Source organism: Mucilaginibacter sp. P1_D10 (assembly GCF_056406215.1).
This window is the reverse complement of record NZ_JBFUAP010000003.1, coordinates 20,572-33,587: the sequence shown is the minus strand read 5'-3', so window position 1 is coordinate 33,587 and position 13,016 is coordinate 20,572. Positions and strand designations below refer to the sequence as shown.

At 45.9% G+C, this 13,016-nt stretch carries 13 protein-coding genes; 6 read left to right on the top strand and 7 right to left on the bottom strand.

Annotated features, from left to right (window positions below):
- Positions 1-86 precede the first annotated feature (86 nt).
- A complete protein-coding gene (arfB, locus tag AC1DYT_RS04705; protein ID WP_477459205.1) occupies positions 87-497 on the bottom strand; it encodes an alternative ribosome rescue aminoacyl-tRNA hydrolase ArfB in 411 nt (136 codons plus the stop codon).
- A 289-nt stretch (positions 498-786) separates the two neighbouring features.
- Between arfB and cmk the strand changes: the two genes are divergently transcribed.
- Complete coding sequence (gene cmk, locus AC1DYT_RS04700) at positions 787-1,461, top strand: (d)CMP kinase (protein WP_477459206.1); 675 nt, start codon at positions 787-789, stop codon at positions 1,459-1,461.
- 101 nt (positions 1,462-1,562) lie between these two features.
- Here cmk and AC1DYT_RS04695 read toward each other — a convergent pair whose 3' ends face one another.
- Positions 1,563-2,012, bottom strand: coding sequence for a deoxycytidylate deaminase (locus AC1DYT_RS04695; protein ID WP_477468491.1), 450 nt, complete (start codon positions 2,010-2,012; stop codon positions 1,563-1,565).
- A 119-nt stretch (positions 2,013-2,131) separates the two neighbouring features.
- On the bottom strand, positions 2,132-3,595 hold the full coding sequence (locus AC1DYT_RS04690; protein WP_477468490.1) for an MFS transporter: 1,464 nt from the start codon (positions 3,593-3,595) through the stop codon (positions 2,132-2,134).
- A 191-nt stretch (positions 3,596-3,786) separates the two neighbouring features.
- Here AC1DYT_RS04690 and AC1DYT_RS04685 point away from each other — a divergent pair, with 191 nt between their 5' ends.
- A complete protein-coding gene (locus AC1DYT_RS04685) occupies positions 3,787-4,452 on the top strand; it encodes a LysE family translocator (protein ID WP_477468489.1) in 666 nt (221 codons plus the stop codon).
- A 92-nt stretch (positions 4,453-4,544) separates the two neighbouring features.
- On the top strand, positions 4,545-4,994 hold the full coding sequence (locus tag AC1DYT_RS04680) for a DUF1569 domain-containing protein (protein ID WP_477468488.1): 450 nt from the start codon (positions 4,545-4,547) through the stop codon (positions 4,992-4,994).
- Positions 4,995-5,083: 89 nt separating this feature from the next.
- Here AC1DYT_RS04680 and AC1DYT_RS04675 read toward each other — a convergent pair whose 3' ends face one another.
- Together AC1DYT_RS04675 and AC1DYT_RS04670 are read right to left on the bottom strand one after the other, a co-directional pair.
- Positions 5,084-5,536 (bottom strand): hypothetical protein, encoded by a 453-nt coding sequence (locus AC1DYT_RS04675; protein WP_477468487.1) that lies wholly within the window; start codon positions 5,534-5,536, stop codon positions 5,084-5,086.
- Positions 5,537-5,708: 172 nt separating this feature from the next.
- Complete coding sequence (locus tag AC1DYT_RS04670; RefSeq protein ID WP_477459212.1) at positions 5,709-7,613, bottom strand: amidophosphoribosyltransferase; 1,905 nt, start codon at positions 7,611-7,613, stop codon at positions 5,709-5,711.
- Between the two features lie 194 nt (positions 7,614-7,807).
- Between AC1DYT_RS04670 and AC1DYT_RS04665 the strand changes: the two genes are divergently transcribed.
- The 3 genes from AC1DYT_RS04665 (at position 7,808) to AC1DYT_RS04655 (ending at position 10,543) form a co-directional block, all read left to right on the top strand.
- Positions 7,808-8,674, top strand: a complete 867-nt coding sequence (locus AC1DYT_RS04665) for a sugar phosphate isomerase/epimerase family protein (protein ID WP_477468486.1) — start codon at positions 7,808-7,810, stop codon at positions 8,672-8,674.
- A gap of 208 nt (positions 8,675-8,882) precedes the next feature.
- Entirely contained in the window at positions 8,883-9,662 is a 780-nt protein-coding gene (locus AC1DYT_RS04660) for a carbon-nitrogen hydrolase family protein (protein WP_477468485.1), read from the top strand.
- A gap of 50 nt (positions 9,663-9,712) precedes the next feature.
- The gene (locus AC1DYT_RS04655) at positions 9,713-10,543 is read left to right on the top strand and encodes an endonuclease V (protein ID WP_477468484.1); all 831 of its coding nucleotides are present in this window, start codon (positions 9,713-9,715) and stop codon (positions 10,541-10,543) included.
- Between the two features lie 10 nt (positions 10,544-10,553).
- Here the strand turns inward: AC1DYT_RS04655 and AC1DYT_RS04650 are convergent, their stop codons facing one another.
- Positions 10,554-10,904: a hypothetical protein gene (locus AC1DYT_RS04650; protein WP_477468483.1), complete on the bottom strand. Its 351-nt coding sequence runs from the start codon at positions 10,902-10,904 to the stop codon at positions 10,554-10,556.
- Between the two features lie 56 nt (positions 10,905-10,960).
- Complete coding sequence (locus tag AC1DYT_RS04645) at positions 10,961-12,943, bottom strand: amidohydrolase family protein (RefSeq protein ID WP_477468482.1); 1,983 nt, start codon at positions 12,941-12,943, stop codon at positions 10,961-10,963.
- Positions 12,944-13,016: the final 73 nt, after the last annotated feature.

Below are 13,016 nucleotides of genomic sequence, written 5' to 3'. Positions count from 1 at the left end.
GGCATAAAAAACCTGGAATTTCAGCTATTTTCTTCGGGAGAAAGGGTTGGGATTAGCCTTCTTAAAGCTAATGCGTACAGGTTTAATTAAAAATCGAAATCCCTTTTGCGGGTAGCTTTTTTGTCGGCCTGGGCTTTTTTGTTGTCCAGCCGGGCCAGTTTGGCGGCTTTGCTTACTTTAAGTTTCTTGCGCACTTTGGGTTTAACCAACGCATTGGCAAGCAACACCATTAGGCGTTCGAGGGCTATCTCTTTATTGAGGTACTGGCTGCGTTCCTCGTCGCAAACCACCTGCACCAGCCCGTCTTTATTGAAACGGCTTTGCAGCTTTTGGCTAAGCAATAGTTTCTCCTCGTCGGTAAACAGCACCGAGTTTTCTATATCGAACAACAGCTCTACCTTGCTGGATACCTTATTTACGTTTTGCCCGCCTTTTCCGCCGCTGCGCGATGTTTTATAGCTGATTGTTTTCTGCAGCCCGGCCTTATCAAAATTCATAGCGCGAATTTAATAAATTAGTTGATGAGCGTGGCGGAGGTATTCCAAAGGGTGTTCCACCTCAAAAAATCGGACGAAGCAGCATTTGCTTAACCTATTAATAATAAACAAATTACAAGGTTTATATCAACAGCAGGGATGTTCCAAAGTGTTCCACAAAAAACTATAACTGTTTGACTATCAATACTAAGTTAAAAATAAGTGCTCCACATTAAAAGTGGAACAGCTGCGCCCGGTCGAATACTATGCAATTGCAAAAGGCGGGCAAAAAAACGTAACTTCGCACCCGATGAGCAATAACATTATAGTAGCGATAGATGGCTACTCATCATGCGGCAAAAGCACGCTGGCCAAGGCACTGGCCAAAAAACTCCATTTTATTTATGTTGATAGCGGTGCCATGTACCGTGCCGTTGCGCTGTATTTCCTGCGGAACAACGTAGATATGGCCGATCATGCGCAGATAGAGCAGGCGTTGAAAAACATCCACCTCAACTTCCACTCGCGCGATTACGAATCGCACATCCTGCTAAACGATGAAGAGGTATCTGAAGAGATACGCCAGATGCCGGTATCTGAAAAGGTGAGTGCGGTATCGGCCCTTAAAGAGGTGCGCCGCGAAATGGTAAAGCAGCAGCAGCGCATGGGCAAATCAAAAAACATCGTGATGGATGGCCGCGATATAGGCACCGCCGTTTTTCCACATGCGCCCGTAAAGTTATTCATGACCGCCGACCCAAAAGTACGCGCCGAACGCCGTTATAAAGAGATACACCCGAAAAACCCGGAGGTTACGCTGGAAGAGGTATTCGAGAATCTGGCCCACCGCGATTACGCTGATACCACCCGCGCCGAAAGCCCCCTGGTACGCGCCGAAGATGCCATTATATTAGATAACACCAACCTCACTCCCGAGCAGCAACTGCAGTTTGCACTGGATAAGGTGGAGCCGTTGATTGTCTGAACCGTTGATTTTATTGATTAAATGATTCCGTTGATTAGAGATTGTGTTACTACACTGGTTCTCCTAACCTTTCAACATTGCAACTTTCCAACGTTTCAACTTCAAACAACCTTCACCGCGCTCACCCCAAACTTATTCAGAAAATCAACGCCCTCATCACTGGCAAGGCCTTTGTATTGCGCGTAAGATTTATCGAAGTAAACCTGCTTTATGCCGGCAGAAAAGATAAGCCTTGCGCACGGCAGGCATGGCGATAGCGTGGTGTATAAGGTAGCGCCTTCCAGGTTGGCACCATTCTTTACGGCGTATAGTATGGCGTTCTCCTCGGCATGCAGGGCAAGCGAGCAGCTGCCTTTACTATCGCGCGCGCAACCGTGCTCGGGGAACTCCTCATCGCAGTTGTGGGTGCCTGCAGGTGGGCCGTTATAGCCAATGGAGATGATGCGCGTATCCTTAGCCAACACTGCACCTACCTGGGCCTTAACGCAATGCGAGCGTTTGGCGAGGTCGGTAGCCAGGTTCATAAAAATATGGTCGAAAGTGGGTTTCATGTTAGTTGATTAGAGATCGGAAGTTAGCGATTGGTTAAACTTAGATGTTTATGAATACAAAGAAAAGAGGTTAGCCGGAAAAACCAACTAACCTCTGATCAGGAAATTCTAATCTCTAATTAGTGTGCCCCTTGTAATTCTACTTTATCAAAATCAACACCCTGTGATTTCAGCGTGGCTTTTGCTTTCACTGCATAAAACGCTAAGTAAGCAAAACAGCCTACACCTACAAGGTACGACCACTGAATACCCAAAACGTTGTCTGCAAGATAACCTTGCAATAAGCTTATAAAGCCGCCACCCATAATCATCATGATCAAAAAGCTGGAACCTTGATTAGTATGCCTGCCTAAACCTGTTACGCCAAGCGTATAAACGCACGGCCATAAAGTTGAGCAGAACAAACCAACACTGGTAAATGCAAACACACTAACCATGCCCGAAGAAAACATACCGATAAATAATGCAGTAATACCGCATAACGAAAATATAAGCAATTGGCGCGCAGGGTTGCCGCGACTCAAAAGGTCTGCAATGATTAAAACAATGATAACAAAAGCATAAATATAAAATGGTGTCAGATCGTGCTGAGCCAGTTTATTAACTGCTAAAAATACCGCGAACGCAATGTAAGGCATAACGAAACGTAATATTTTCTTAGTGCTGTCCGCAAAATTAAAGGCACCTATTGATGCGGTCCAGCGGCCTATCATTAAACTTGCCCAGTACAAAGAGATGAAGGGGGCTATATTACCGGTAGGGGTGTGCAGCTTCTGTTTCATAAACTCCGGCAGGTTGCTTGCCGTTGATACTTCAACACCCACATAAACAAATATTGCTATCATACCCAAAGTTAGTTGCGAGTAGCTAAAAGGGCCTTTTCTATCCGGTACAACGGTAACAGCGGTGTCTGTTGGTGAGGCAATCGGGTCTGTAACAGCCTCTATTTTATTTGGAACCTTTGAGAATTTGAAAATGATGGCAACCAAAATAAATAACGCGCCTAAAATAAGGTATGGGAACTTTACAGCGCTAATGCTGGCTACTTGCGTATTGGCAGATACCGAACCAAATATAGCAAGACTTACCAAAAGTGGGCCAATGGTGGTACCAAAGTTATTTACGCCACCGGTTAAGCTTAAACGCTGGGCACCAGTTTTAGGGTCGCCCAATGCGACCACCAATGCGTTAGCCGCAATTTGCTGCAACGAGAAGCCAAGCCCCACAATGAACAAACCGGTTATCATTAAATTAAATGAAGCGCTTTCGGCAGCTGGATAAAACAATAATGTACCCAATGCTGAAAGTATCAAACCAAGCGCTATACCGTTTTTATATCCTATCCTGTTCAGGATATCGCCGCCAATTGCCTTCGATGCAAAGAAGTAAATAATAGCGCCAACTGTATACGCAACATAAAACGCAAACGATATCATTTGCGATTGCCACTGCTCTAAATTAAGTTTCTCTTTGAATACTGGTATCAGAATATCGTTACTTGCCGCCACGAATCCCCAGAAAAAGAATACCGTAATAAGCGTAAGCAGTGCCGACCCATAATTTTTTGAGTTGTTTTGTTCCATTTTTTAAATTAGGTTATAGTAATAACTTGGTAAGTTTGAAGCACTAAACTTAATTCATTTTTTATAATTAGGCATTAATTTTTTCAAAATATAAATCACAACGTTATGTTTTGTGTTTAACAGATAAAAGTTTGCATATTAGTGTCCTGATTTTTTTAACTGGATAGAAAGCAATATATACGCCTAACTTAATGATAGAAGCCATTATTTCGGGGATTGGGTTTGGATTGGTATTAACATTTTTAACCGGCCCGGTTTTTTTCGCTTTAATTAAAACCAGTATCGAAAAAGGCTTCCATGCAGGCGTAGCTTTGGCTCTTGGGGTGGTATGCAGCGATGTGGTGTTTGTGGGGGCTATACTCTTTGGTTCGCAGTTGTTTACCGTAGCGCCGCATACCAAGACCCTTATAGGCGTTTTAGGCAGCCTGATACTTTTTGCCGTAGGCGTTTATTATCTTTTCAAGAAAAGCGACGTTAACTACTCCAACACTGTACCCTCGGCCGTAGACCGTGCCGGGTATTTCTTCAAAGGCTTTTTGATGTGCATTTTCAACCCTACCATCCTATTTCATTGGACGGTAGTAATAGGCGCGGCCAGTACGGTTTACCATGGCGGCGTGCATAATCGCACGCTCAAAATAGCCATTATGTTCATCACCATACTCGTGGTGCAGTTCGGGCTGGATACCACCAAGGCCTTTTATGCCGATAAGCTGCGCGACAAGATATCGGTAAGACTGGTGCACCGCCTAAACCAGGTGGCCGGCATTGCCTTAATCATCGCATCGCTGGTATTGGTGGATAGGCTGGTTACCCACTATGTTTTCTCGCCACCAGGAACAGAGACCCATAGCTAAATCTGATAGAATTTTTAGAAGGCCCCCGTAACATTTCATCTTTTCTGCGCATCTTCCGGGTATATTTGTATAAAACCACCTAATCGCGCACAATGAAAAGTTTATACAACATAACTGATAACCAGGAGCTCCTTGCCCGGCTCGATAAGTTAACACCTACCTCCCCTGCTCTTTGGGGTAAAATGAATGCCTCGCAAATGGTGGCGCACTGCCAGGTACCCATCAAATTAGGTTTCGAAGAGCTGGTAGTTAAACGCGGCATCATCGGTTTCCTGTTCGGCAAAATGGCCAAGAAGAAGTTATTGAGCGATGCGCCTTTCGACAAGAATTTGCCCACCTTTAAAGAGGCCCGCATAAAGCACCAGCCGGATTTCGGTACAGAGAAAGAGAAACTTGCCGCTTACATCAGTCGCATGGCAGCCGGCGGCCCCGAAGCCATCACCAAAAGGCCGCACCCATTTTTTGGCCCTTTAACTACTCATGAATGGGACCAGCTACAATACAAGCATTTGGACCACCATTTTAAGCAATTTGGGCTATAAGCCCGAGATTGGAGGCGGAGACCAGAGGTTAGGAAACCGAATAGGCGAAGGAATGTCATTCGCCTATTACATAATTTCGCAGGAAGCTCTTATTTGAACATATCCTTTAATTCGTTCAAATAACTAAAACTTTCAAACCCCAGGTTTTTAAACCGCCTGTTAACTAGAATTCGCTTTAACTCTTTATAATTTTCGTGATAAAACTCCGAAAGCTTAATCACTCTCTTGCCGTTGGCTATCAAGTATAGGTACTCATAGCTCCCTGATTTGGACGACAAAATAGAGGTTTTATATCCATCGAACGCATCAATAGGAAACGTCTTTTTAAATGACAAACCAAGATACCTTCTAACGGTTATTTCATGCGAATTGATTTCGACAGCAATAACCTTTGTTCGTAACTCGCCAAAAAAAAACCAGGTCCATGTAAATAAAAAGAATAAACAGGCAACCAAAAAAGCTGCCAACGACATATTTGGGTTAAGGGCATGGCCTGTTACAACCATTAACGTTATCGCTGTAAGTGCTAATACTAACGCCAAAATTATCAAAATGTACGGCCAAAATTTGAATTTCGTTTTCACAAACGCAATGTAGTCAATTGCATCACAACCTAATAAGCACAAAAAAAGGCGAAAATCAAAATCTTCGCCTTTCTTTTATTATATCGATGAGCAACTAATCTCTACGCACCATTCTCTGCTCACTAAATCCTTAATACGCCCTCTCGTTCTTTCCTTCCATCCAGTTAACGAAGGCGCGGTTCACTACTTTATTGCCGCCCGGGGTTGGGTAATCGCCGCTGAAGTACCAATCGCCGGCGTGGCCGGGGCAGGCAATATGCAGGTTATCCAGGGTTTGGTAAAGCACCTTTACTTCACATTTTACACCTTTTGGAGTGATGATTTGCGCAATACGGTCTGATATCTCCTGATCGGTAAATGGCTCGTATATGGCTTGTACGTAATTGGTAACCTGCTCTTTACGCAGTTTCAAGCTATCTTTACATTTTTGGTAAACGCCCAGTATCACATCGTCGCGGCCTGCATCTTTCAACAGGCTGATCGCTGCCTCGAAGGCAACGAATTCGCCCATGCGCGACATATCTATACCGTAACAATCCGGGTAGCGAATCTGCGGGGCAGAAGAAACCACCACCACCTTTTTAGGGCCAAGGCGGTCCAATATCTTCAGGATGCTTTGTTTAAGCGTAGTGCCGCGTACGATGGAATCGTCTAAAACAACCAAAGTATCCAAATCATTTTTGATGAGGCCGTAAGTGGTATCGTAAACGTGGGCCACCATCTCGCTACGGTCGGCATCTTGTGTAATGAAGGTACGCAGCTTAACATCCTTAATCGCTATCTTCTCAACACGCGGCGCCATGCTCAGCACTTCGGTTAATTCTTCCTCGCTTATCTTATCCTCTCGGTTAAGCAACTTGTCGCGCTGGTATTGTTTAATGTATTTATGCACCCCTTCTACCATGCCATAAAAAGCCACTTCGGCTGTATTTGGGATGTAGGAGAACACAGTGTTTTTCATGTCGTTATCAACAGCGTTCAATATCTGCGGGCAAAGCAACCTGCCTAATTGCTTACGCTCGCGGTAAATAGAAGCATCGCTGCCGCGAGAGAAGTAAATCCGCTCGAACGAGCATGATTTCTGTTCCTTCGGCTCGCTAAACATCTCCTCGGTAATCTTACCGTTCTTTTTAACAATAAGCGCGTGGCCCGGGCGTATCTCCCTAACCTCGTCAATGGGGATATTAAAGGCGGTTTGTATAGCAGGTCGCTCGGAAGCGGCCACTACAATTTCGTCGTTATAATAATAGTAAGCGGGGCGTATGCCAACCGGGTCGCGCATTACAAAGGCGTCGCCGTGGCCCAAGATACCGGCTATGGTGTAACCACCATCCCAATTCTTGGCCGATTTCCGCAAAATCTTAGCCACATCCATATCATTGGCTATCAACTTGCTTATCTCGCGGTTGTCGTCCAACCCTTCGCGTTTGTATTGGTCAAAAAGGCCCTGGTTCTCGGTATCGATGAAGTGACCCATTTTTTCCAGCACAGTAATCGTGTCGGCTTGTTCTTTAGGGTGCTGACCAAGATCGTACAGTTGCTGCAGCAACTCATCAACATTAGTCATGTTGAAGTTACCGGCAATAACCAAGTTACGCGTCATCCAGTTGTTTTGGCGCAGGAAGGGGTGGCAGCTTTCGATGCTGTTTTTGCCGTGCGTACCATAACGCAAATGGCCCAAGAGAACTTCGCCGGTAAAGCTTACATGTTCTTTGAGCCATTCAGCATCCTTCATTTTTTCAGGCTGCTCTTTCTCTATCTCGGCAAATTTCTTCTGTATATACTCGAAGATATCGGCCACCGCGTTCGACGCCATCGACCGATGCCGACTGATGTATCGCTTGCCTGGTTCAATATCCAGTTTAATGGTTGCAACGCCCGCGCCATCTTGCCCGCGGTTATGCTGTTTTTCCATTAAAAGGTATAATTTGTTTATGCCGTACAACGCCGTGCCGTACTTTTTTTGGTAAAAGGATAACGGCTTTAACAGGCGGATAAATGCTACTCCGCACTCATGCTTTATCGAATCGCTCATGCACTTGTATTGAGCCGCAAAGGTAAGGTTTTATCTTAATTGTGTTTAAACATATTGTCATTATAATGCATTAATATTTGCTTAATGGTTGTGTTGGGACAGGCGGCATTTAAACCGCTGATTTAATGCGTTCGAACAGGGAACGGGATAAGCCGTTAAAACAAAAAACCTTAATTTTGATTATCAAATACATCATGAAGAAAACATCTTTCCTCTATATTACAGCGACGCTTGCTCTTGCGGGCTGCTCGGTACCCCAATCGGCAAAGGTTGCTCAAACGAGCCAAAGTTTATTCACTGCCCCCATAGGCATACAGGCTTATACCTATCGCGCGAGTTTTTCTGCCCGGCCCGAGGCTGTTTTAGATAGCGTAAAAGCACTGGGCATTACCCAAATGGAAGGCCCAAACCCAAAGGGCGTAGATATTTACAAGTTCAGGCAGATGCTGGATAAGCGCGGCATCAGCATGCCATCCATCGGTGTAGATTATGATCTGCTGGTAAAAGAACCCTTGGAAGCCGTGCGTATGGCAGGTATATTGGGTTCGCAATTTGTGATGGTGGCCTGGCTGCCTCATGGCAAAACTTTCACTATCGACGATGCCAAAAAAGCCGTGGCCGGCCTCAACAAAGCGGGGCGTACGCTTAAAGCTAACAGCCTAACGCTATGCTACCATATACATGGCTACGAATTCGGGCAATACGAAGATGGCACTCTGTTCGATTATATCGTGAAGAACACTAACCCTGAATACGTAAAATTTGAGATGGACGTGCTATGGGCTTTCCACGGCGGTGCCGACCCGGCTAAACTGATGCTGAAATACCCTACCCGTTGGAGGCTTATGCACCTGAAAGACATCCGCAAAGGCATAGCCAATGACCTTACCGGCGGCACCGACATCAAAAACGACGTGGCCTTGGGAACCGGACAAATCAATATCCCCGAAGTGCTGAAAGCCGCCAAAGCGGTAGGCATCCGGCACTACTTCATCGAAGACGAAAGCCCCGACCATGCTAAGCAAATACCGGAGACGATAAAATATTTGAAGAGCTTGTAGGGTTGATTTAACTGCAAAGGTCGCAAAGAAAAAAACGCAAAGAGGACAAAGCTTATTGAGCTTCATAAAAGATCTGAAGACTTTTTTGCAAACTCGCAAGGCTTTGCGCTCTTTGCGCTCATCCGTTCGCAAGACTTTAAGCTCTTTGCGGTAAAATCACCACCAAACTATTCGATATTTAAACCCGTTGGACTATCTTAGTATCACCATGAAGATAGCAGTCGCCTCCCCACCCTACCCAAAATCAATAGCCGATGGCATCAGTTGGATAGCAAAACTAGCCAAAGAAGCCTCGGACAAACAGGCCGTGGTAGTTTGCTTTCCCGAGACTCACCTGCCCGGTTACCCCGGTTTCGGCGCGGAAAAGGCCACGCCCGAAAACATGCAGGCTGCATTAGATAAGATTTGCGAGATAGCTGCTGAAAACAGCATCTGCATCATCATCCCGATGGATTGGTACAAGGATGGCAAATTGCTGAATGTTGCCTGGGTTGTATCAAAAACCGGCGAACCGTTAGGCTATCAAACCAAAAACCAACTAGACCCAAGCGAAGACAACATTTGGACGGCCGGCATAGAACGCAGCCTATTTGAAGCTGACGGCCTAAAATTCGGCATTACCATTTGCCACGAAGGTTTCCGCTACCCCGAATCTGTGCGATGGGCTGCGCGTAATGGTGCGCAAGTAGTGTTCCACCCGCATTTTACGGGCAGTGATACCGAGGGCGTGCAGCTAACTGAATGGGGCGACAAGCACAGCCCCTACTACGAAAAAGCCATTATGATGCGCGCCATGGAAAACACCATCTACTTCGCCAGCGTAGGCTACGCCACTAAATACCAGGAAGCAGCATCTTGCATTATTGCGCCGGATGGCGTTTGCCTTGCTTATCAGCCTTACGGCGAAGCGGGTGTAGCCGTTGCGGAGGTTGATTTGGATAAAGCCACGGGGTTATTGGCGAAGCGATTTAAGCCGGAGTTGGTGTAATTAAGCTACTAACATCGTTATTCAAAGTCAACACTGTGTAGATTAGCATAATGGAATTAAGAATATTATATGATGATTTGCAACACAACGGCTTTGACGTGGGTGGAGGCGAGTATTTGTTTTATGCGGGAATTCCGTTTAACGGTACTATAGTAGAGTATTACGATAACGGCGCCATAGTGGCAGAAGAAGAATTCAAAGATGGCCATCAAGATGGGGCTCGACGTGATTACTACCAGAATGGCCAAAAGAAAAAAGAACTTTTCCAGAGATATAACCGCTGGTACGGTTTTTCCAGTGAATGGGATGAAATAGGGGATTTAACTTTTCAGTATTATCATGGCCCAAAGCCTAATTTTAACTACGATTACCTTTTAAAGAAGGTCTTAGCCATAGATGTTTATTACCTCGAAGATACCGCTAAAGCCGTTGGGGCATTGTTTTATTGGGACGACCTTGTTGCAGCGCAAACCATCAGCTTGAGTGTTGAAAACATAGAACCCTACGTACCCGGAGAATTTTATAAGAGAGAATTGCCCTGCATCTTAAAAATAATAGAACAGGCGGGCCTCGAGCAGATAGACATTGTCATAGTCGATGGCAACGTTTATATCGACAATGAAGGCTCATTTGGTTTGGGCGGTAAGCTTTGGGAAGCGCTAGGCGGGAACATCCCGGTAATCGGCGTTGCCAAAACATCCTTTAAAAATACGGAGCAAAAAGTAATTCCTGTGGAACGCGGACAAAGCAAGAACCCTTTATTCGTATCCGCCATTGGCATGGACCCTGAGGAAGCCGCTGCGCTTATCAAAGGAATGAAGGGCGAACACAGGATGCCCGATATCCTGAAGTATGTGGATACGCTAACAAAGCAAGCGTAAATAGCTTATCTCACTGCGCAGGGTAAAAAGATTGTGTTACCACTATCTCTCCCACAATATGGTTGTTAAATTCTTCTAGTTCTTCCGCAGGCACCCATAGCTCATTGTGGATTCGCCCGCCAACATTTTGCACTTCGTATTTCTTCAGGTATTCGGCAGGCAAATCGAATTTGGTTACGAATCCCGAACCCGATGCCGGTACATTCCAATCACGGGCAATTTGCGCGGCGTATTCCTCGTTCATTACCGGATAAAATATCGGTTGCTCTATCAATCGCTTCGGAAACCGTTTCCAGCCCGATTCTTCTATCAGCTTAAGTTCTTTAGGGCCAACCGGCCTGTATAAAGTTGTAAGTTTCATTAACTCCTTTCAATCTAAAACTCGCGACAGCAGCAACAAAAAATCGTGTTAATCTATCAATCCTTTAATCGTGTACTGAAGCCCACCATCTTGTGCAACACGGTCGGGCTATAAACTTTGCCGCCTTTTATCACCACTTTCACATTACGGATATCGCTTATATTAGTTAGCGGGTTACCATCTACGATGATGATATCGGCGTTTTTGCCGATGGCTATGCTGCCCGTCTTTTTATCGAGGCCCATTACCTGCGCGGGGGTGATGGTAGCCGTTTTGAGCGCCTGTGCCGGTGTTAGGCCAGCAGCTACGTATATTTCCAGTTCGCGGTCAACACTAAAGCCAGGGAAGCCCATATCTGTACCGGCCACAATAGGCACACCCGCATCGTAAAGGCGTTTTACCAATTGTTTCAGGCTTTGGAGCAGCGGCTTAAAGCGGGCAGCAGTTGCCGAATCTTCTCCCGTGTTTTTAAATTGTATTTGCAGCGGCAATGGCAGCGTATAAAAAGCCGGTTCCATTTGGGTGATATCGTCCTTTACATTGCGGTAGGCCATATCATAAACACCAATTGTGGGGTCGATAACCACTTTACGGTCGACTAAAAATTTGATTCCTGCTATGCTGATGGAGTCTTCAAAATTTACCGAGCGGTCTTTGTTCCGTTTCATCATGCTGTACACGTATTGCATGTGGTTCACCATGTTCATACCCGAATCTACGCCTGCTTTCAGCGTCATGCCGTTGGGGATATGGCCGGTTACCGTGAGGCTAAGCTTATGTGCTTCGTCGCAAACGGCTTTTACTATAGCCGGTTTCATGGAGCTGTAAATCTTTATCTGGTCGAAGCCTCGGGCTTTGTAGGTATCCACCGCCCTGATAGCTTCCTCTTTGGTATCGGCCTGGATAATACCTAAGGCCATAGGACCTTTGCCGTCAATAATCCCCGCCATTAATATCTTTGGGCCTATGCCTTTGCCGCTATCTATCGCGCGTTGAATGGCATCTATAAAACCCAGTTCGTTGCCGCAATCGCGCACTGTGGTTACGCCGGCTGCCAGGTAGGCCGGCCCCCATTCGGTTTGCTCGAAGTGGGCGTGCATGTCCCAAAGGCCGGGCAATATGGTTTTACCCTTAGCATCTATCACCTGCGCACCTTTTGGTATAACTGTACCAGCCTTGCCTATCTTGGCGATGATGCCGTCTTTCAGTATCAATACCCCGTTGGGGATAGCAACACCGTTCACTACATCAACAATGTTGCCGCCGGTAATTGCCACTACCCCGAGTCCCTTTACAGGCACCGCCGTAGATCTGGCGAAAGCCGCCATGCCATAACCAGCAGCGCGTTTGATTAGTTCGGGCAATAGCGCCTCGTAGGGTTCGCTCATCATTTCGGTTTTATCACCCTCGGCATCAATGGTAAGGATGCACATCAGCTTGCCTGCATTGTCGGTCCACAGTGTTTCGTCGCCCCAAATCAAGCCGCTGATGGTGTAGCGTATAAGCGGCAGCGGCTTGCCGTTGAAGGTGAGCACATCCGCACCTGCCTTTTTTATCTGCAGGGAACCGAACGGCAGGGTATTGATGGTTGCGGGCTGCTTTTTATTGTTCCAGTATTTCAGCAGCAGCATTTGCACCGTAGCGGGCGAGTAACCCGTAATAGGGAACGAGTAAGGCAAAAGTTTTTTGCTGTAGGTAGAATCGTTTACGCGGATGACAACCGTGTTGCCGTTTACCTTGATAGAATCGTTCACGTCTGAAAAGCGCGAGGTTTTACCTTTTATCACCAACTCCAGCGGGTCGGTAACCGGGTTTACTTTTATGGTGGCCTTTAACGGCACCGGGCTACCCCTATCCACAAACTTAAAATCGATGACGTACTTTTTGGAGTCTTTGTAGTTATAAACTTTATAAGTTTCCTTGCCTATGCGCTGCTCAAACTTATGCAGCAAAAAAGTGCCGCTATCGGCGGGCATATCCTGGGCTTGAAGCGTTGCTGCGATAAAAGACAAAACGACTAATGACAGTAGATTTTTCATGGTAGATAAAGGGCTTGATACCACCAAATATAAGCTTATGCCATTCAGAAATTAAGGCCTTGCCAAAAAATAT